The sequence below is a fragment of the Pantoea sp. Fr+CA_20 genome, assembly GCF_024520835.1.
In the GTDB taxonomy this organism is placed as follows: Bacteria; Pseudomonadota; Gammaproteobacteria; order Enterobacterales; family Enterobacteriaceae; genus Pantoea; species Pantoea allii.
Genome location: NZ_JALNPN010000002.1, coordinates 39,553 through 60,194, shown reverse-complemented (window position 1 = coordinate 60,194; position 20,642 = coordinate 39,553). Strand labels below are relative to the sequence as shown.

19 protein-coding genes and 1 pseudogene are annotated in these 20,642 nt (G+C 53.1%); 10 read left to right on the top strand and 10 right to left on the bottom strand.

Annotated features, from left to right (window positions below; translation table 11 throughout):
- The first annotated feature begins 38 nt into the window (after positions 1-38).
- The 3 genes from proQ (at position 39) to htpX (ending at position 3,934) form a co-directional block, all read left to right on the top strand.
- Positions 39-740, top strand: coding sequence for an RNA chaperone ProQ (gene proQ / locus NR177_RS02755; protein ID WP_013026035.1), 702 nt, complete (start codon positions 39-41; stop codon positions 738-740).
- 19 nt (positions 741-759) lie between these two features.
- Positions 760-2,805, top strand: a complete 2,046-nt coding sequence (gene prc / locus NR177_RS02750; RefSeq protein ID WP_063879857.1) for a carboxy terminal-processing peptidase — start codon at positions 760-762, stop codon at positions 2,803-2,805.
- A 247-nt stretch (positions 2,806-3,052) separates the two neighbouring features.
- Entirely contained in the window at positions 3,053-3,934 is an 882-nt protein-coding gene (gene htpX / locus NR177_RS02745) for a protease HtpX (RefSeq protein WP_063879856.1), read from the top strand.
- Positions 3,935-3,981: 47 nt separating this feature from the next.
- Here htpX and NR177_RS02740 read toward each other — a convergent pair whose 3' ends face one another.
- The gene (locus NR177_RS02740; RefSeq protein WP_109716460.1) at positions 3,982-5,346 is read right to left on the bottom strand and encodes an MFS transporter; all 1,365 of its coding nucleotides are present in this window, start codon (positions 5,344-5,346) and stop codon (positions 3,982-3,984) included.
- A gap of 185 nt (positions 5,347-5,531) precedes the next feature.
- On the opposite strand from NR177_RS02740, the gene kdgR reads away from it, so the two are divergent.
- Entirely contained in the window at positions 5,532-6,326 is a 795-nt protein-coding gene (gene kdgR, locus NR177_RS02735; protein WP_218994472.1) for a DNA-binding transcriptional regulator KdgR, read from the top strand.
- Positions 6,327-6,360: 34 nt separating this feature from the next.
- Here the strand turns inward: kdgR and NR177_RS02730 are convergent, their stop codons facing one another.
- Complete coding sequence (locus NR177_RS02730) at positions 6,361-6,597, bottom strand: YobH family protein (protein WP_063879853.1); 237 nt, start codon at positions 6,595-6,597, stop codon at positions 6,361-6,363.
- A 221-nt stretch (positions 6,598-6,818) separates the two neighbouring features.
- On the opposite strand from NR177_RS02730, the gene NR177_RS02725 reads away from it, so the two are divergent.
- The 5 genes and pseudogenes from NR177_RS02725 (at position 6,819) to rlmA (ending at position 9,954) form a co-directional block, all read left to right on the top strand.
- The gene (locus tag NR177_RS02725; RefSeq protein WP_063879852.1) at positions 6,819-7,091 is read left to right on the top strand and encodes a YebO family protein; all 273 of its coding nucleotides are present in this window, start codon (positions 6,819-6,821) and stop codon (positions 7,089-7,091) included.
- Positions 7,092-7,109: 18 nt separating this feature from the next.
- Positions 7,110-8,123, top strand: coding sequence for an MBL fold metallo-hydrolase (locus NR177_RS02720; RefSeq protein WP_256852252.1), 1,014 nt, complete (start codon positions 7,110-7,112; stop codon positions 8,121-8,123).
- A gap of 518 nt (positions 8,124-8,641) precedes the next feature.
- Positions 8,642-8,760, top strand: a pseudogene (locus NR177_RS02715) (DUF2627 domain-containing protein).
- A 37-nt stretch (positions 8,761-8,797) separates the two neighbouring features.
- Positions 8,798-9,007, top strand: a complete 210-nt coding sequence (gene cspE / locus NR177_RS02710; protein WP_001062678.1) for a transcription antiterminator/RNA stability regulator CspE — start codon at positions 8,798-8,800, stop codon at positions 9,005-9,007.
- A gap of 137 nt (positions 9,008-9,144) precedes the next feature.
- Entirely contained in the window at positions 9,145-9,954 is an 810-nt protein-coding gene (rlmA, locus tag NR177_RS02705; RefSeq protein ID WP_256852251.1) for a 23S rRNA (guanine(745)-N(1))-methyltransferase, read from the top strand.
- On the opposite strand, the gene NR177_RS02700 is transcribed toward rlmA, so the two are convergent.
- The 4 genes from NR177_RS02700 to manX all read right to left on the bottom strand — a co-directional run bounded on the left by NR177_RS02700 (position 9,951) and on the right by manX (position 13,178).
- Entirely contained in the window at positions 9,951-10,409 is a 459-nt protein-coding gene (locus tag NR177_RS02700) for a DUF986 family protein (protein WP_096010488.1), read from the bottom strand. The two genes, rlmA and NR177_RS02700, sit on opposite strands and share 4 nt — an antisense overlap.
- An 88-nt stretch (positions 10,410-10,497) precedes the next feature.
- A complete protein-coding gene (locus NR177_RS02695) occupies positions 10,498-11,343 on the bottom strand; it encodes a PTS mannose transporter subunit IID (protein ID WP_013026024.1) in 846 nt (281 codons plus the stop codon).
- 15 nt (positions 11,344-11,358) lie between these two features.
- Entirely contained in the window at positions 11,359-12,159 is an 801-nt protein-coding gene (locus NR177_RS02690; protein WP_063881190.1) for a PTS mannose/fructose/sorbose transporter subunit IIC, read from the bottom strand.
- Positions 12,160-12,203: 44 nt separating this feature from the next.
- Positions 12,204-13,178 (bottom strand): PTS mannose transporter subunit IIAB, encoded by a 975-nt coding sequence (manX, locus tag NR177_RS02685; protein WP_256852250.1) that lies wholly within the window; start codon positions 13,176-13,178, stop codon positions 12,204-12,206.
- 503 nt (positions 13,179-13,681) lie between these two features.
- On the opposite strand from manX, the gene NR177_RS02680 reads away from it, so the two are divergent.
- Positions 13,682-15,250 carry a TerC family protein gene (locus tag NR177_RS02680; RefSeq protein WP_096010490.1) on the top strand — a complete coding sequence of 523 codons (1,569 nt, stop codon included), beginning with the start codon at positions 13,682-13,684 and terminating at the stop codon, positions 15,248-15,250.
- A gap of 93 nt (positions 15,251-15,343) precedes the next feature.
- Here the strand turns inward: NR177_RS02680 and NR177_RS02675 are convergent, their stop codons facing one another.
- The 4 genes from NR177_RS02675 to pabB form a co-directional block, all read right to left on the bottom strand.
- Entirely contained in the window at positions 15,344-16,906 is a 1,563-nt protein-coding gene (locus NR177_RS02675) for an EAL domain-containing protein (protein WP_256852249.1), read from the bottom strand.
- Between the two features lie 213 nt (positions 16,907-17,119).
- Positions 17,120-18,484 carry an L-serine ammonia-lyase gene (locus NR177_RS02670; RefSeq protein WP_256852248.1) on the bottom strand — a complete coding sequence of 455 codons (1,365 nt, stop codon included), beginning with the start codon at positions 18,482-18,484 and terminating at the stop codon, positions 17,120-17,122.
- A 186-nt stretch (positions 18,485-18,670) separates the two neighbouring features.
- Positions 18,671-19,234: a CoA pyrophosphatase gene (locus tag NR177_RS02665; protein WP_063879845.1), complete on the bottom strand. Its 564-nt coding sequence runs from the start codon at positions 19,232-19,234 to the stop codon at positions 18,671-18,673.
- Positions 19,235-20,593 carry an aminodeoxychorismate synthase component 1 gene (pabB, locus tag NR177_RS02660; RefSeq protein WP_256852247.1) on the bottom strand — a complete coding sequence of 453 codons (1,359 nt, stop codon included), beginning with the start codon at positions 20,591-20,593 and terminating at the stop codon, positions 19,235-19,237.
- Positions 20,594-20,642: the final 49 nt, after the last annotated feature.

The window sequence follows — 20,642 nt, the reverse complement described above, 5'->3', positions numbered from 1 at the left end:
TGCTCTGGTCGGCAAACCCGTAGTAATCAGGAAATTTCATGGAAAATCAACCTAAGTTGAATAGCAGTAAAGAAGTCATTAGCTTTCTGGCGGAGCGCTTTCCGCACTGCTTTAGCGCTGAAGGTGAAGCGCGTCCGCTCAAAATCGGTATCTTTCAGGATCTGGTAGAGCGCGTTCAGGGCGAAATGAACCTGAGCAAAACGCAGTTGCGTTCGGCCCTGCGCCTTTATACCTCCAGCTGGCGTTATCTCTACGGTATCAAAGCGGGCGCAACCCGCGTGGATCTCGATGGAAACCCATGTGGTGTGCTCGATGAGCAGCACGTGGAGCATGCCCGCAAGCAGCTTGAAGATGCGAAAGCGCGTGTTCAGGCACAACGCGACCAGCAGCGAGCCGCGCGTCGTGAAGCCGGTGAAGGCGAAGAAGGTGCATCTGCACCACGTCGCCCACGTAAACCTGCTCCGCGTAAACCGGCAGAAGGTGAGGCCGCGCGTAAGCCGCGTCCACAGTCTGCTGAGCGTCCTACTGCATCACAGAATCGCAAACCGGCACCACGCCCGGAGCAGCAGGCTAAACCCATCACTGATACCTCAACTTTGCAACCCGGCCAGAGTATTAAAGTTAAAGCAGGCAAAAGTGCGATGGACGCGACCGTTCTGGAAGTATCAAAAGACGGCGTCCGGGTGCAGCTCGCTTCCGGCATGGCAATGATTGTGCGCGCAGAACATTTGCAGTTCTGAAACGGAGGCTGACCCCGGCATGAACACCCTTTTAAAAGTTGGATTGATCGCGGGCCTGCTGTTGTCAGGCCCTTCCTTTGCGGCCGAGAACATCACGCGTGCCGATCAAATTCCTCAATTGCACGAGGACCCGCAGGATCCGACGGTGAGCGAGCGTGTGACCTCGCGGTTTACCCGTTCTCACTACCGCCAGTTCGATCTTGACGGTACGTTTTCCGCTAAGATTTTTGATCGCTACCTGAATATGCTCGACTACAGCCACAACGTATTGTTGGCGTCGGATGTCGCGCAGTTTGCCAGCAAGAAAGCCCAACTGGGTGATGAGCTGCGTAGCGGTAAACTGGATATTTTCTACGATCTTTATAATCTGGCGCAGAAACGCCGCTTTGAGCGCTATCAGTATGCGCTCACGGTGCTGGCTCGCCCGATGAACTTTTCCGGCAATGACACGATCGATATTGACCGTGCTAAAGCTCCGTGGCCGAAAGATCAGAGCGAGTTAAATGCGCTGTGGGACGCCAAGGTCAAATACGATGAGCTGAGCCTTAAACTCGCCGGGAAAGACGAAAAAGAAATTCGTGAAGTGCTGACCAAACGCTATAACTTTGCGATACGCCGTCTGGCGCAGAGCAACAGTGAAGATGTGTTCCAGCTGGCCATGAATTCGTTTGCTCACGAAATCGATCCGCACACCAACTATCTCTCGCCGCGTAATACCGAGCAGTTCAATACTGAAATGAGTCTGTCGCTCGAAGGTATTGGTGCCGTGTTGCAGATGGATGATGACTATACCGTTATCAACTCGATGGTGGCAGGCGGTCCGGCGGCGAAAAGCAAAGCCATTACCGTTGGCGACCGGATTGTCGGCGTCGGTGAACCGGGCAAGCCAATGGAAGACGTGATTGGCTGGCGTCTGGATGATGTGGTCGCCAAAATTAAAGGGCCGAAAGGCAGCAAGGTTCGCCTTGAGGTTCTGCCTGCAGGCAAAGGCACCAAGACCCGCATTGTGACGTTAACGCGTGAGAAAATCCGTCTGGAAGATCGCGCCGTTAAAATGAGCGTTCATAACGTCGGTAAACAGAAAGTCGGCGTGCTGGACATTCCGGGCTTCTACGTTGGCCTGACCGATGACGTTAAGGTCCAGCTGCAGAAACTGCAGAAGCAGAATGTGGACAGCATTGTTATTGACCTGCGTACCAACGGCGGCGGTGCGCTGACCGAAGCGGTTTCGCTTTCCGGCCTGTTTATACCCAGCGGCCCGGTTGTGCAGGTGCGTGATAACAACGGCCACGTGCGCCAGGACAGCGACAACGACGGCATTGTTTACTATAAAGGCCCGCTGGTGGTGCTGGTTGATCGCTTCAGTGCTTCAGCATCAGAAATCTTCGCGGCTGCCATGCAGGATTATGGACGTGCGCTGATTGTTGGCGAGCCGACCTTTGGTAAAGGTACCGTTCAGCAGTATCGTTCTCTGAACCGGATTTACGATCAGATGCTGCGCCCGGAATGGCCGGCACTGGGTTCGGTGCAGTACACGATTCAGAAGTTCTATCGCATCAACGGTGGCAGTACTCAGCGCAAAGGCGTTACGCCTGACCTGCTGATGCCGACCGGCGTAGAAGCGGCAGAAACGGGCGAGAAGTTCGAAGATAACGCGTTACCGTGGGACAGCATTACGGCCGCCACGTACACCAGGACCGGTGATGTCAAAGCGCTGGCACCGCAGCTGACCAAAGAACACGACGAACGTATCGCTAAAGATCGCGAGTTCCAGTACATCATGAAGGACATCGCTCGCTTTAATGCCATGAAAGACAAACGCAATATCGTGTCACTCAATCTTGCCCAGCGTGAGAAAGAGAATCATGAAGAAGATGCACTGCGTCTGGAACGGATTAATGCGCGCTATCAGGCTGAAGGTAAAAAGCCGCTGAAAAGCCTGGATGATTTACCGAAGGACTATAAAGAGCCCGATCCTTATCTGGATGAAACGGTCAAAATTGCCAATGATCTGGCGCAACTGGAGAAGTCATTACCCGACGCTCCCGCGGCAAAGACCAACTAACGGCATCAGATTGACGAAAAGCACCGCTCAGCGCGGTGCTTTTTTTTATCATTAATTTGGCAGTGATTAGCGCAGTTAATGTGTTCTTCCGGGCGGTTTTCGGCAGGTTACGCGGAAGGTTGTGTCATATTGTAAAGTTATGTCTTTTTAGGCACTTAAACGTTAAGGTCGCTTGAAAACCCGCGTAATGCTCATAGGATATGTATCCGCGCATGAGCGCATGAACTACTGAGGAAGATTAACCGTTATGATGCGTATTGCTCTTTTCCTGCTGACCAACCTGGCTGTGATGTTGGTATTCGGGCTGATTCTCAGCCTGACAGGAATTCAGTCAAGCAGTGTTCAGGGCCTGATGATAATGGCAGGTCTGTTTGGCTTCGGCGGTGCGTTTGTCTCACTGCTGATGTCGAAGTGGATGGCGCTCCGTTCGGTCGGTGGTGAAGTGATTGAACAACCACGCAATGAAACCGAGCGTTGGTTACTTGAGACCATTGGCCGCCAGGCACAGCAAGTGGGCATCGCGATGCCACAGGTCGCTATTTACCACGCGCCGGATATCAATGCGTTTGCAACCGGTGCGCGACGTAATGCTTCCCTCGTCGCCGTTTCTACCGGCCTGCTGCAAAACATGAGCCGGGATGAGGCGGAGGCCGTGCTGGCGCATGAAGTTGCGCACATTGCGAACGGCGACATGATTACCATGACGCTGATTCAGGGTGTGGTGAACACCTTTGTTATCTTTGTGTCGCGCATCCTGGCACAGATTGCGGCCGGTTTTATGTCCGGCAACCGTGATGGTGAAGAAAGCAGCAACGGTAATCCGCTGGTGTACTTTGCCGTTTCCATGGTGCTTGAGCTGGTGTTTGGTATCCTTGCCAGCATTATTACCATGTGGTTTTCACGCCATCGTGAATTCCATGCCGATGCCGGTTCGGCCAAACTGGTTGGGCGCGAGAAGATGATTGCGGCTTTGCAGCGTCTGAAAACCAGCTATGAGCCACAGGAACCCAGCAGCATGATGGCGTTTTGTATCAACGGTAAAGGAAAGTCATTTAGCGAACTCTTTATGTCCCATCCGCCGTTAGACAAACGTATCGAAGCGCTGCGTAGCGGCGAATATCTGAAGTAAACCCCGATAAAAAGGCGACTGCTCAGTCGCCTTTTTTGTCGCCGGACTCAGGACGCTTTCATCCTTGACAGGCTGAGCAGGGCGGCGACGGTAGAGAATCCCCCGGCTAGTAACAGCGAGGCGTGGGTTCCGCCATTTCCCATTAGATTGAACAGCAACGCAACCAGCGCTGCACCACTGCTTTGCCCCAGTAAACGTGCCGTTCCTAGCATACCGCTGGCACCGCCGCTGCGGTTGCGCGGGGCTGCGGTGACGATGGTGTGGTTATTGGGTGACTGAAACAGGCCAAAGCCTGCACCGCACAGCATCATGCGCCAGATAATATCACTATCCTCAGGTTGGGCTGGCATCCGGGCGAGCAGGAACAGCCCGACAGCAAACAGAGCCAGACCAATCCCGCCCAGTAAACCGGCATGCACCCGCTCAATCAGGCGGCCAGCCACCGGCGAAAGCAGCATGGTAGCCAGCGGCCAGGGCGTCAACAGCAAGCCCGTAGCAACTTCATCACGACCCAGTACGCTTTGCAGATAGAAAGGCAGTGAGACCATGGCCAGCATCTGGGCGCAGAAAGAGCACACTGATGTGCAGATAGACAGGGCGAAAATGGGAATACGCAATAAATCGACCGGCAGTAACGGCACCGCCATCGATAACTGGCGACGAATAAAGAAATAACCCACCAGGATGACCACCACCACTTCACTGGCTATCAGCCAGTGCGATTGTCCCTGTGCAAAGCCGCCCAGCGCAGAAATCAACAGGCCGAAAAAAAGCGCATTCATCACGGCACTGATGACATCAAACTTCTGTGTTTTTGCCCGCTGTGGGTTATCCGGCAGGTAGCGTAACGCCAGCCACAGTGTCACCGCACCGAGCGGCAGGTTAACCAGGAATAACCAGCGCCAGCTGGCGAACGAGAGAATGGCCGCCGCAACTGTAGGCCCGGCGGCGGTTGAGATCGCGACCAGCAGTGCGTTAATGGCGATCCCGCGTCCCAGATAGCGGGGTGGGTAGATAATGCGTATCAGGGCCGTATTCACGCTCATTATCGCGGCACCGCCCAGCCCCTGCATGACGCGCGCAACGGTCAGCATCGTCAGGGAGGACGACAGGGCGCAGAATACGGAGGTCGCGACAAACACCACCAGGCCGAACTGATACACGCGACGGTAGCCGACGATATCACCCAGAAATGACAATGACAGCAGCGAAGAAACAATGGCGATCTGATAGGCGTTAATCACCCACACCGACTGGGCCGGACTGGCCTGCAGTTCACGTGAAATGGTGGGAAGCGCCACGTTGGCAATCGAACCGTCTAACACCGCCATGATGAGGCCAATGGCGATCGTCAGAATGGCCCAGTACCGTTGTGGCACAGCAAGTCCGCCGTCTGAAGAAGAGAGTGACATAGAGGCTAATATTAAAGGGGGTGAATATCATGATCCTAATCAATTACCGGACAAAATGCATCGCGCCGGGCCGAAAAATATATTTTGCAGATGTTACAGGCGTTGAAAGATTGCTGGGGCAATGTCGGCCCATCTATACTGCAACCTCGTTCCGTTTTTTTTGAAACACGTATTCAAGGTGGCACATGGTTCCTGATGAAAAGGACAAACAGCCTGATTCGGTCTCGTCGGTGCAAAAGGTGTTTGGCATTTTGCAGGCATTAAGTGACGCGCGCGAGCATGGGATTACCGAACTGGCTCAACGGCTGATGATGTCGAAAAGCACCGTTTACCGTTTCCTGCAAACCATGAAGTCACTGGGCTATGTGGCCCAGGAAGGGGAAAGTGAGAAATACTCGCTGACGCTAAAACTGTTTGAGGTGGGATCGAAAGCGCTGCAGAACATCGATTTGATTCGCAGTGCCGATGTGCAGATGCGGGAATTGTCCCGCCTGACCAAAGAAACGATTCATCTGGGCGCGCTGGATGACGAGAGCATCGTCTATGTTCACAAGATCGATTCGTTGTATAACCTGCGCATGTCGTCGCGTATCGGTCGCCGTAATCCGCTGCACTCTACTGCGCTGGGTAAGGTGTTATTAGCATGGCGCAGCCGTGATGACGTCAACGAGATTCTGCAGCGCATGACGTTTAGCATTCATACCGCCAATACGCTTTCTGACGCGGGTGCGCTGCTGGAGGCGCTGAGTCAGGTGAAGCAGCAGGGTTATGGTGAGGATAACGAAGAGCAGGAAGAGGGCGTGCGCTGTATCGCCGTGCCCATTTTTGATCGCTTTGGCGTGGCCGTCGCCGGGTTGAGTATCTCTTTTCCCACCATTCGCTTCTCAGAGTCGAATAAGCAGACTTATGTCACGATGCTGCAAGACGCGGGACGACGTCTTTCCGCCGAGCTGGGTTATCACGATTACACGTTTTCGTAAAAAAAAGCGGGCCAGTTGGCCCGCTTCAGTGTGATCAGTTATCAACCACTTCACTACTTTTCTTCAACAGCGGGCAGTCGGTCACGCCCACTACGCCGCTGTCCGTGTGCAGATACTGTGCCGTGATCATGCCCCGTGCGGTAAGGTAGTTACACTTAAGTCCCAGTCCCGCCGCATTCTTATTACTGCCAGCAAGAATGCCATAGCCGGTAAACAGCATCGCCAGCCAGATAATCCCCACAACAACAATCGCCCGAATAAACAGTTTCATTGTATCTCCTTATGATACCTAACGCAGCGTTCCAGTGACTGCTGCCTGACATGATGTACCGCAGCAGCATGCCTCGCTTTGACGCGGGAAGCGATCAGAGATAACTGAAATGAGCAGAATGATGCCCATCCCTTACTCCGCCATTATCTTTTACTGCGCCGCAGGGTAGAATAGACGGTCGCACCTTTTATAGTGGTTTCACCTGGTATCTTGAGGCAGTTATGAATGAGTTAGCCGCTAATGCGGGTCCTGTGGTCAGCTATGGCGTGATGGGGATAATGCTGATTGTGGCATTGATCCTGTGGTTCTACGTTAACCGCGCCAGCGTTCGGGCAAATGAACAGATTGCGTTGCTGGCGTCGCTGCTGGAAGAGCAAAAGAAACAAAACGCCCTGCTGAAGCGTTTGATCGAGAAGCAAAGTGGTACGTCAGAGCAAAAAACTGACGCGCAGCCGGAAAATGGCGATTTTATTCGCCTCATTCCGGAACGTTAACGCCTGCATGGAGGCCGGATGGCCTGGAAGAATCCCTGGTTTGACAGCAGTAAAGCCCATCACACACCGGCGGGTTTTCGCAACCCCGAACCTGACACACGCCAGCAGGGTGACCTGAAGCGCTGGCGTAAGGAACGTAAAGCCCAGGGATTACCCCATCCGCCTCAGCGGGGTTATGACGACTTTATTGCGAAGTGGTGGCAACCTGCCGACCTGAGCGGTGAGGATGACCGGCTCTGGTGGCTGGGCCATGCTGCGCTGCTGTTGCGGCTGAATCAACGCTATATATTAATCGATCCCGCGCTTTCCCCGCGGGCCTCGCCTCTGCCGTTTATCGGGCCAGAACGGAAAACGCCGTCCCCGCTGACCATCAGTCAGTTGCCTCGTCTGGATTACGTGCTGATCTCCCATAATCATTACGATCATCTGGATAAGCCAACCATCAAGCAGATCGTACGCCATTTTCCTGAGGCTGTTTTTCTGGTGCCCTTGGGTCTGGCGGACTGGTGTAAACGTCGTGGGGTTAAACAGGTGCACGCGCTGGACTGGTGGCAACACAAGGCGATGGGTGGGATTCAGTTTGATGCGGTACCGGCCCGCCACTGGAGTATGCGCACCTTTACCGATCGCAACCGATCTCTCTGGTGCGGTTGGGTCATTAAAACCGACTCAGTGCGCTTTTGGTTCTCGGGTGACAGTGGCTACACGGAAAATCTTCATGCCATTGCAGAACGTCACGGCCCGTTCAATCTGGCCGCGCTGCCCGTCGGGGCCTATGAACCCCGCTGGTTTATGGGGGCACAACATATGGACCCTCAACAGGCGGTGGCGTTGTGGCGGGCAATCGGCCAGCCTCTTACTGTCCCAATCCATTGGGGGGTTTTTGAACTGGCCGATGAATCGCTGGATGCGCCTCCGGCGGAATTGCAGCGTGTTTTAACGCAAAGCGGTGAAGCGAGCAGGCACTTTACGCCATGGCAGATTGGCGAGAGCCGCAGCCTGACATATATCAACCCGATTAATCCGTCGTGATAACATTCTCGTCAGACGCCGCTGCGTGTTGACTGGAATCCATTTTAATATCCTACATGGCGCAGGCCTAATTCAAAAAACGCCTGCGCGCAAGCTATAAATGATTGCGTTCACGCTCAACTTATGATTTTGCTAAAAATAATATTTATATGTGTACGGAATAAGTTTTGTTGTACAAGCTTGCCGCAATAGATTACTCACGCTTCACTTATCTGCTCCTTTATTTGGTGCAATATTGCCATATTAGTGCAATGTTATTTTTTTAATGTTATCCATCGCGAGTGAGGTGGGTAAGGGAGTCAGATATCATCCTGTCCGGGCAGGAAAGCATTATTTTATAGTGATGTCAGGGCTATTACTGGCGTTCGCTATCCAGGGTTTTGTACCAGGAAGTACATTCTCTGGGAGCCACTTTGCAATTATGCAAAAAGCGCCGGTCAGGAATATAAAAATGGCTTGCCATTATTTAGCGGATATGTGATAACAATTCGTGGGTTAAACGAGGTACAGTTCTGTTTATGTATGGCATCTTCAGTAAAGAAGTTACGAGTAAAGACGTTGACGTTGAATACCGCTTCCTTGCCGAACTTTAATCAGTGCCTCATTCAGTAATGTCTCTGTTTTATCTGTAGGTTAGCCTCCGGGCAAAATAAACACTTTAAGGAATTAGTAAAATGGCAAAGATTAAAGGTCAGGTTAAGTGGTTCAACGAGTCTAAAGGCTTCGGTTTTATCACTCCAGCTGACGGTAGCAAAGATGTGTTCGTACACTTCTCTGCTATTCAGGGCAACGGTTTCAAAACACTGGCTGAAGGCCAGAACGTAGAGTTCGAAATTCAGGACGGCCAGAAAGGTCCAGCAGCAGTTAACGTTACTGCTATCTGATTTCGCCTCAGACGGGTGCCAGGCACCACAGTCTCAGATATTAAAGCCTTGGCCATCTGGCCGAGGCTTTTTTTACGCTTTCGATATTGTTTCCCGTCGAGTACACTTCTGCGCGTCGATTTCTGCCGGAGCGCCTGATGTCTTTGATTTGCCCACTTTGTCACTTTCCCCTGAGCCTTACCGAACGCAGCTGGCGCTGTGAGAATCGTCACCAGTTCGACCAGGCGAAAGAGGGCTATGTCAATTTGCTGCCCGTTCAACATAAAGGCTCGCGTGAGCCGGGCGACAGTGCTGACATGATGCAGGCGCGGCGTGAGTTTCTCCAGGCCGGTTATTACCAGCCGTTGCGGGATCGGGTGGTGAGCGTGCTTGATCAGCACCTGCAGCAACCGGCTGCGCAGATTCTGGACATCGGCTGCGGGGAAGGTTACTACACGGGCGCATTCGCCGACAGTCTCGCCCCTGAAGGGCAGGTATACGGTCTGGATGTGGCGAAAATGGCGATTCGACTGGCGGCTAAGCGCTATCCGCAGGTGTTATTCTGTGTGGCCTCAAGCCAGCGCCTGCCGTTTAGTGACAACATGTTGGATGCGGTGGTACGTATCTATGCGCCCTGCAACGAGGCGGAACTGAGCCGCGTCATCAAACCGGGTGGTCTGCTGCTAACGGTTACGCCGGGGCCTCATCATCTTGAGCAGTTCAAGGCGCTGATTTATCGCGAAGTGCAGCTTCACGCGTCGGAAGAGAAAGTCTACCAGGGATTTACGCAACGGGCCCAGCACCGTTTAACCTATCCGATGGCGTTGACCGCACAGGCGGCAACCACCCTGTTGCAGATGACCCCGTTTGCCTGGCGCGCGCGGCCAGAAGTCTGGCAGTCCCTCGCTGAAAGCTCGCAATTTCACTGTGACGCGGACTTTATGATTACTCTTTGGCAACGCGACTAACGCGCCTCGACCAGCGTTTGGTAAATACGTTCAAGATCGTCAAGCTGCTGCACGGCGATCAGCAAACGTCGCTGCTCAAGCTGCATGACTAAAATGCCGTCCTCTGAAAGATTCATGCCCTGTATGCGTCGATAGTCTGTCCACATGCCCGCATAAAACAATCCCTGACTTTTCATCAGCAGTTTGGGACGACGCAGCCAGAAAAGCCAAAATGATAAAAAACACAGCACCATCAACAGCGCGGTGGTAAGTTTCGGGCCTTGATGGGCGACGTTGTTCCACAACAGGATGAGCAGTAAACCTATGAAGATCAGGCTGTCGGCTTTATGACGGCGTTGTAACGGTACACGTAACAGCGTGGGGCCATGACGACGTGGCAGAACCGCTTCATCATAAACAGCAAAAAACAGAAGGGCGATGATGCAGAGGGCGATGATGCCGTCGGTCAATGACATTGTTCTTCCTTTACAGATAAAAGCCGGCTTTCTCACGCAGCGGGCCGCTTAAAAGCATCGGGAGCCGAGGCTCCCGATGCGGTTAACGTTACAGCCCGAGCAAACCGATCCAGTAACCAAAAATACCGATAGCAAAGAAGCCAACGATAATCCACAGCGCATTAACCTTGCGGCGCAGCAGCCACATACAGGCGAAAGTCAGCAGGAGTGGGACAATGCCCGGCATCAGCTGATCCAGAATCGACTGTACCGTCGTCACCGTGGTTTTCCCGGTCTGATCGGTAATGCGTGAAACCACCAGCGGAATATTGACGTGCGTCCACTTGTTAACCAGCGCGCCCATAACAAACAGGCCGAGAATCGATGCTCCCTCGGTCAGTTTTTGCAGGAAGCCACCGCCCATGTCGCTGACAATATCGATCCCTTTACGATAACCATAAGCGACGCCGTAGTAACGGGTTAACAGGCGCGCCAGGTTAAACAGGATAAAAAACAGCAGCGGACCGAGCAAACTGCCGCTCATCGCAATGCCTGCGCCTAAGGCCGCAAACACCGGACGAACGGTTCCCCAGAAAATCGGATCGCCTACGCCGGCCAGCGGGCCCATCAGGCCCACTTTGATACCGTTTATTGCACCGTCATCTATCGCTGCACCATTAGCGCGCTGCTCTTCCATCGCCATCGTCACACCTAAGACAGGCGCGGCCACGTAAGGATGCGTATTAAAAAACTCAAGGTGGCGTTTGATCGCCTGCTTGCGGTCGTCATTATTTTCAGGATAAAGACGGCGGATCACTGGCACCATTGAGAAACAGAACCCCAGCGCCTGCATACGTTCAAAGTTCCAGGAACCCTGAAACAGGTTTGAGCGTAAAAATACAGCGCGAACGTCACCCGGCGTCAGTTTCTTTTCGACTTTTGTTATATCAACCATGTTGTCACCTGTTCCTTAATCGAGTTCGTTGTCGAGGTCGTTAGCTGACGGCGATGCCGCGGGCCCACCGGCTACGCGGTTATATTTCGGGCTGAGCTGGATATAAAGCACTGCCATCACGACGCCAATCACGCCTAAAGCCACCAGGTTGAAGTTGGTAAACGCGGCAGTGACGAAACCCAGATAGAAGAACGGCATCAAATAGCCTGCACGCATCATATTAATGACCATGGCGTAACCGACGACCACGATCATGCCACCTGCAATGTTCAGACCGTTGGTGACGACCTCAGGGATGGAACTGAGCAGAGAGTGAACCGCATCCGTTCCCACCGAGATGGCAACAATCAGCGCCGGTATCGCGATGCGCATTGCCTGAAGCAGCAAGGCGGAAACGTGAATCCATGAGATGGCCGTAAGGTTGCCTTTTTCCGCGGCTTTGTCCGCCGCATGCTGGAACGCCACGGTCAGCGTACGCACGATGATGGTCAGAACCTGACCGGCCGCCGCCAGTGGGATGGCCAACGCAATACCAGCACCCACGCTCTGTCCACCGGCAATCACCAGAATGGTGGAGATAATGGAGGCCAACGCGGCATCAGGCGCAACAGCAGCACCGATATTCATCCAGCCAAGTGCAATCATCTCCAGCGTACCGCCGATGATGATGCCGGTTTTCATATCACCAAGCACAATCCCGATCAGCGTACAGGCCACCAACGGGCGATGAAACTGGAACTCATCCAGAATCGAACCCATACCGGCAATACAGGCGACAATAAAGATTAAAATAATTTGAAGTGTGGTTATTTCCATCATACTTCTTGTCCTCTACAGGATAGAAAAATATAGCTGGCGTGTTATGCGCTCACCTTAGCCACCAGATCCATCATTTTTAGTTTTTGATCGCCCGAGACTTTGCGCACTTCAAGTTCTATATTGCGCGCGTGAAGCTGGCGGAAGGCGGCGATATCTTTTTCATCGACCGAGACGGCATTATTCACCTGGGTTTTCCCCTGGCGAAATGCCATACCGCCAATGTTGACGCTCTTGATATCCACGCCTTGTTCAACAATCCGCAGGACATCCGTTGGGTTGGTAAACAGCAGCATGACACGATCGCGGGCATATTTGGGGTTATTCCAGACGCGCACCATTTTATCGATGTCCACCACATGCGCGGTGACGCCCGGCGGTGCCACCTGGGTTAACAGCGTTTTACGCACTTTGTCGTTAGCCACCTCATCACTGACCACGATAATGCGGCTGACGTTAGTTTCTTTGGTCCAGCGCGTAGCGACCTGCCCATGAATAAGACGATCGTCGATGCGTGCCAGGCAAATATTCATATGTTCGTCAGGCGTCAGCGGCCGGTTGACGGGGGCCGCTGCGCGAGGCGCAGACGGCGGGGCGGCAACAGCAGCCGGTTTTTCTTCAGGTTGTGCTTTTAACGCTCTGACGCCTTCACGGCCGGTTTCAACCGCAATCGCCACCAGTTCGTCAAAAGAGGCGTTATCGTCTCGGGCCATCAGGGTTTCGACTAACATAGGAATGTTTACCCCGGCGACCACCTCGTGATGCGTTTTATCAACGACCAGCCGACTGGCTGCATTGAATGGACTGCCGCCCCAGGTATCCACCAGGAAAAGCACCCCCTGTGATGTGTCCAGCTCTGCCAGTCGTGCCTGATATTTTTCTATCAGGGTGTCAGCATTCTCCCCCGGTACAAAATCTATCCATGCGACATTTTTCTGTTCGCCTAAAAGCATCTCTGCCGTTTTAAGCAGCTGCTCCGCTGCCCAGCCGTGTGTACCAATTACAAGAGCAATGGTCACGTGCTACCTCCGTTCGCTTGTTGGTTCATCATAATGTGAGGAACCGTTAAGAATTATCGCGTTAACAACATCTAAATCTTGTTAATGTGAATTAACCTAATTTCAACATTGTTGGGATAACCAACTCACTACGTGAATGCCGGATTTATTTTAGTGTCCGAAAAAATAAAGTTTGTGATATTGGTTGGCTATTTGCAGCATAAAAGAGGGAAATTGAGTTTTTATGACGCCTGAACCCGGCCGTGAGAGAGTGTAAAAATAAGAAAATTTTTTGACCTCGTGGTACGAACTGATACATTAGCAATCTGTTTATTATTCAGGAGTAGCGGGCAGCAGCCCACCCTTATGGATCGTCACCGACGTTGCTTAACCTTGTCTTTGCGCTCTTCAGCGCGTCAATTCACGCCAGACCGCGTTTTCTCTGCTTTTCCGCGCTTATTTCAGTCACGTCATCTGACGCTGGCACGCTTTAACGTAATCACATCCTTGTTCAGGAGTCACTAATGGAATTTCTGTTCGACCCCTCGATCTGGGCGGGATTGCTCACGCTCATTGTGCTGGAAATCGTCCTCGGCATTGATAACCTGGTCTTTATTGCCATTCTTGCGGATAAGCTGCCGCCTAAGCAGCGTGATAAAGCGCGTTTGATTGGTTTGTCGCTGGCGCTGGTCATGCGTCTGGGCCTGTTATCGCTTATCTCCTGGATGGTGACTCTGACGCGTCCACTGTTTAGCGTGGGAAGTTTCAGCTTCGCCGGACGCGATCTCATTTTGCTGGCGGGAGGGATATTCCTGTTATTCAAGGCCACCATGGAACTGCATGAGCGGCTGGAGAACCGTGAGTTGGAAAACAACGGCAACCGCAGCTACGCCAGCTTCTGGGCGGTTGTGACGCAGATTGTCATCCTGGATGCGGTCTTCTCCCTGGATGCGGTGATTACTGCCGTCGGTATGGTCAATAACCTGCCGGTGATGATGACAGCGGTTGTTATTGCGATGATCGTGATGCTGGCGGCGTCTAAGCCCCTGACAAAATTCGTCAACGCGCATCCCACTGTGGTGGTGCTGTGTCTCAGCTTCCTGTTGATGATCGGCCTGTCGCTGGTGGCCGAAGGCTTTGGTTTTCACATTCCGAAAGGTTATCTGTACGCGGCGATTGGTTTCTCGATTCTTATCGAGTTGTTCAATCAGATTGCCCGCCACAACTTTATCCGTCATCAGTCGCATCGACCTATGCGTGAACGCACCGCCGAGGCGATTTTGCGGTTGATGGGCGGACGTAATCGGGTGCAGTCCGCTCCCGCGAGCACGGAAGAGCAGGCGATTGCCATTGCCATGCCACAGGAAGCCTTTAAAGACGAAGAACGCTATATGATTAATGGCGTGCTGACGCTGGCGTCCCGTTCGATTCGCAGCATTATGACGCCGCGTGGTGATATCTCCTGGGTGGATGCCAACCGTCCGGTTGACGAAATTCGTATTCAGCTGCTGGATACGCCGCACAGCCTGTTCCCGGTATGCCGGGGTGAGCTGGATGAAATCATTGGCGTGGTCAGAGCCAAAGAACTGTTGGTGGCGCTGGATCACGGCGTTGACGTCGCGACCTTTGCTGCCAATACACCGATCATCATCGTGCCGGAAACGCTTGACCCGATTAACCTGCTGGGCGTCTTGCGCCGTGCCAAAGGCAGCTTTGTTATCGTGACTAACGAGTTTGGCGTGGTACAGGGCTTAATCACGCCGCTGGATGTGCTGGAAGCGATCGCCGGTGAGTTCCCGGATGAAGATGAAACGCCGGATATCATCATGGACGGTGATGGCTGGTTAGTGAAAGGCGGCACTGACCTGCATTCACTGCAGCAGCTCCTCGACTTCCACGAGCTGGTAAAGCCAGAAGAAGATCACGCTTCTCTGGCAGGGTTGCTGATTGCGCAGAAAGGGCAGTTGCCTAAGCCTGGCGACGTCATCGATATTGAGCCGCTTCATTTCCAGATCATCGAAGCCACGGAGTACCGTATCGATCTGGTGCGCGTGACCAAAGATCAACAACATGATGAGGAAGAAGAAGGTTAACCTACCTTCTTAGCGTAAAACGCATCACATAGTGATGCGTTTTTTTTTGCGCGAAGACATGACCTGCTGACGTGATGGATGGCGTTGAGGGCACTACAGGTCACAGGTCAGTTGATGATGGCGCAACCACGCCGGAAAGTCCTCCAGCGGCATTGGACGGGCAAAGTAATAACCCTGCAGATGATCCACGCCGCGATCGCGCAAATAGTCTGCCTGCTCCTGGGTTTCTACGCCCTCTGCGACCAGGCTGATATTCAGACGCTGCGCCAGCGAGATCACCATATCGGTGACGGTGGCGTTAATCGCATCCGTCCCGATTGAGGCGGTAAAGATTTTGTCCAGTTTAAGCACGTCCGGCTGCAAATCTTTCAGGTAGGACAGCGAACTGTGCCCGGTACCGAAATCATCTATCGCCAAACGCACGCCGATGTCGTGCAGTTGAGCAATGACCGTCTGATCGACCACGGGCAGGGCATCACGCTCGGTTAATTCGACCACCAGTTGGGGGACAGGATTGGCGGGCCACCAAATATTTTGCAGATCTTCCAGAATGGCACGTTCGCGAAAATGGCTGGCCGCGACATTAACGGCAATATGAAAGTCTGGACTGTGGGGAAGATCCGGCAAGGCGTCGACGACGCGGTTCAGCACAAAGCGGGTTAACGGCTTAATCAGGTTCTGGCGTTCAACCAGGGGAATAAAGACGTCAGGTGGAATCCAGCCCTGACGCGGATTATGCCAGCGCAACAGAAGCTCAATGCCATCACATTTACCGTTTCGGGCATTGATCAGGGGCTGGCAGTAAACCATAAACTCATTGGCTGTGATGCCGTAGCTAATCTGCCAGCTCAGGCTCATGCGATTGGCGGTTGCCAGCCAGACCACATAGCCAATCAGCAAACTCAGCATGAGCGCCAGGGGCAACTGCGAAGGCAGAGAGGCCAGGGCCAGGCGCGAAGGTGAGGGGCCATAAAGGGTAACGGTATAGGGATAACGTAGCGAGGCTTCGGTATAGGTAACTTCATCCTCAGAAGGCAGCGTGGACTCAATGAGAGGATTGCCATATTCAAGGCTTTTGCCGTTCACGTTAAAAATTGCCCGTTCAACCCAGGGTGCCTGCGGCTCCAGCAGGTAGCTGCTCATTAATTCAATATTGATGGCCTGAAGTATTCCGGAACGGTTATCCAGCGTCGTGGGCGTCCACAATAACAAGACGGGCGAACCTTTGAGCAAATAGTCATCCGTGGAGAGCAGCATGCGCTTCTCGTTAAGGGCGAGTTCAGGGTAGACCTGGCTGAACGCGATATCTCGTGAGCCAAAAATACTGGAACAGTAAAGCCTGTCCTCATCGACCAGCAAAATAGCGCGCACGGTTTGTAGCGAAGAAATCTTTTCGATTAAGGGAAAACGGGCATCCTGACAGGACATTCCGACCAATCCCTGCATATTGTTGGCGGAGACATCAAGCGGTGAAAACATGCGATCAAAACGCGTAATCGCATTATCGGCAAAACTGATTGCTCGCTGTTGAACATGTGATTTTTCTTCAAAGTAGCGAAAAGCCAGCGTTAACGAAAGAACAATCGAAGCAATCACCACAGCAATAAGCAATCGCTTACGTCTGTATTGTCCAACATATTGCTGGGCCATGAACATCAAGAATCACCTTCCCAAAACCAGAAAATAGATATAGCTGGGTTGTTATCGGCACGGCCCAACGCAAATTTAGGACCCGAGCGTAAAATGAAAGGCTAGAAGAAAAGCAGAGCGACCCGCAGGTCGCTTTAATATCGTTAATATTTATAGCAGGCAGGACTGACTAATGCACTGGTTAAAAAGCAAAAAATTAGAATTAAATCTCAAAAATGATTAGTCACACTGAACTTTTATTGCCAGGCCGCCCCGTGACGTCTCGCGATATTTCGCATTCATGTCTTTGCCGGTCTCGTACATGGTTTCTATCACCTTATCCAGTGAAACACGCGGTTCGCTGGTACGACGCAGGGCCATGCGTGCGGCATTGATGGCTTTCACTGATGCGATAGCATTACGTTCAATACAGGGCACCTGAACCTGGCCGGCTACGGGATCGCAAGTCAGGCCAAGGTTGTGCTCCATGCCGATTTCTGCGGCGACGCAAACCTGCTCCGGGCTTGCGCCTAACAGTTCTGCCAGACCTGCCGCCGCCATCGAACAGGCCACGCCAACTTCACCCTGACAACCGACCTCAGCACCGGAAATAGAGGCATTCATTTTGTAAAGAATACCAATGGCACCGGAGGCAAGGAAATAGCGAATAAAGATATCGGGTGTAACCGTTTCAATGAAGTGGTCATAGTAAGCCAGCACCGCCGGCACAATACCGCAGGCACCATTAGTGGGTGCGGTAACGACGCGCCCACCGGCGGCATTCTCTTCGTTTACCGCCAGCGCATACATGTTGATCCAGTCGATAACGACCATGGGATCGTTAGAGTGCTTGGCGGAGGAGATCAGTAAACGACGCAGCGAGGCAGCGCGGCGTGGAACGCGCAACGGGCCAGGCAGGACGCCTTCGGTGTTGAGACCGCGATCGATACAGGCCTGCATGGTTTGCCAAATTGTCGTGAAATACTGGTTAATCTCTTCACGCGAATGCAGCGCCAGTTCGTTTTTCATCACCAGGCCGGACAGGGAAAGCCCGGTCTCACGGCAGTGGGATAATAATTCTTTGGCAGAATGGAACGGCCAGGGCACGGACACTTCATCCAGCGCAGACTGACCGAAATGCTCCTCATCGACAATAAACCCACCGCCAACGGAGTAATAGGTTTTTGACAGCACCAGCAGATCGCCGGAAAACGCCAGCAGACGCAGGCCGTTTTCATGCAGCGAGAGATTCTCGCTGCGGAACACCATGCCGCCTTCGCGAGGGAAATCGACTTCATGGGCACCTTTCGCGATCAGCAGACGTTCCCGCTGTTGCACATCTTTAATGAAGGCGGGGATAGCATCGATATCGACGCTGTCAGCTGACTCACCCGCTAATCCCATAATAATGGCGATATCCGTATGGTGACCTTTGCCGGTCAGCGACAGGGAACCATAGACATCGACGGCGATGCGTGTCACCTCATGCAGTTTGCCCTGTTCAGACAACAGATCCACAAACTGTTTACCCGCTTTCATCGGACCGACCGTATGAGAACTGGATGGGCCAATGCCCACTTTAAACATGTCAAAAACCGAAATCATGGGTGACACTCCTCACAAAAAACGTTCAGACTGCCGCAGCAGTTTATGGCGCTAATAGTAAACGGCTAAGCAGGGTAAACGCGCTGCTTTTCGCATGAAATAAACTAATTAACACCACGAGAAAAAATTATAGTGTGATATTGCGCGGAAGCCTGTAAACAGGCTTAAAAATGGAGGCTGCGTCAATTAAAAAGCAATCTGCTGACTCAGCGAACGAATAATCCCTGCTGTCATTCCCCAGACCAGGTAATCCTGATAGCGCGACAACCAGACAGGATGACGAATCCCGGCGCGATAGTAATCAAGCTCGGCATAACGGCTCAGACGTAAAGCTTCCGTGAGCGGCATTTCAAACACACTTAACACTTCATCCGGATTGATGCGCAGCGCAATCTGGTCTGGAATGATGCCCACCACCGGCGTGACCTGAAACCCCGTGCTGCTGGTGACAGCCGGCAGACAGCCCAGGACATCGACCTGCAGAGGCGAAATACCCACTTCTTCGTGCGCTTCGCGTAATGCGGTGGCAACCAGAGAGGCATCTTCAGGGTCCTGCATGCCGCCGGGAAAGGCCACCTGTCCGGCGTGCTTCCGTAATCCGTGCGAACGCTGGGTGAGCAGTAAACCCGGCTGCTGGCGTGCCACTATGGGAATTAACACCGCAGCATGACGACCTGAGAGTGCTTGTGCAGGCTCCAGGGGCTGTTGCAGTAAAAAACGGGTGCGGAAATCCGCGAGCGTCAATGCCATTCAGGCCCCTTTTTCCAGCGCAGGTAAAATACGACTGACTTTATCCAGGGTTTCCTGATATTCAGATTCGACTTCGCTGTCCGCCACTAACCCGCCGCCGGCAGAGCAGTAAAGGTGATGATTTTCGGCCACCAGCGTGCGGATAGTGATACTGGTATCCATACGGCCACATAAACTCAGGTAACCGATGCTGCCACACCAGGCGTTGCGGCGTTGCGGCTCCAGCTCATCAATAATCTCCATGGCACGAATTTTAGGCGCGCCGGTGATCGAGCCGCCGGGAAAGCAGGCGCGCAACAGATCGCAGGCCTGTAGGTGATCAGGCAGCGTGGCGCGAATAGTGCTGACCAGATGATGAACCGCAGGGAAGGGCTCCACCACAAACAGTTCCGGGACGCTGACGGAACCCGCAACGGCGACCCGACCAATATCATTACGCAGCAGATCGACAATCATCAGGTTCTCGGCGCGGTCTTTGGTCGAGGTACGCAGGCTTTCGGCCTGAGCCGCGTCAGCAACAGGATCGCGGTTACGCGGGCGGGTGCCTTTAATCGGCCGGGTCGTAATGACGTGTTGATCCAGCGCCATAAAGCGCTCGGGGGACAGGCTGAGGATGGCACTTTTCGGCAGACGTAAGAAGGCGCTGAACGGCGCGCGGTTGGTCTGGTTCAGCAGGCAAAAAGCACGCCATTCATCGCCCTGATAGCCTGCTTTAAAGCGCTGTGCCAGATTAACCTGATAGCAGTCGCCCGCCTGAATATAAGCCTGCACTTTGTGGAAGCGTTGCGCGTATTCATCCCGGCTAAGGTTGGACTGCCATTTGCTGGTCAGAGAGAAAGGCGCGGTTTCACGTTCGGGCCAGCCTTCAAGCCAGCGAAGACGTCGCGCAACATCATCAATGGCAACCAGCGTTAATGTATGACGGTGATGGTCGGCAATCAGCGCCCAGCTATAAATGCCGATGGCCATATCCGGTGTGTGAAGATCGGCGAGGGCGGTCTGCGGCAACTGCTCAAAACGCCGGCCCAGATCATAGCCAAACAGACCCAGCGCGCCGCCTAAAAACGGCAAGTCCGGATGGCGTTGCGGGGCAATGCCCAACGCGTCGCACTGCTGTTGTACCAGGGACAGGGGATCGTCCTGGCTACGTTGGGAGCGATCGCCCTGCTGAATTTCTGTTATCCTGCCCCGGGTCGTCAGCGTCGTCAGCGGATCGGCGGTCAGGATATCAAAACGATTATCGCTGTGATCAGCTTGCCCTGAAGACAACAGCATCGCCCACGGCAGATGCGCAATACGGGAAAAATAGTGGGTGATGGCGTCAGGCGAATAACTTAGGTTATGAGTTTGAACGATCATTGAGCACGAAATCTGACATCAGTAAGGCCGTTAGACTGACATATTTTTT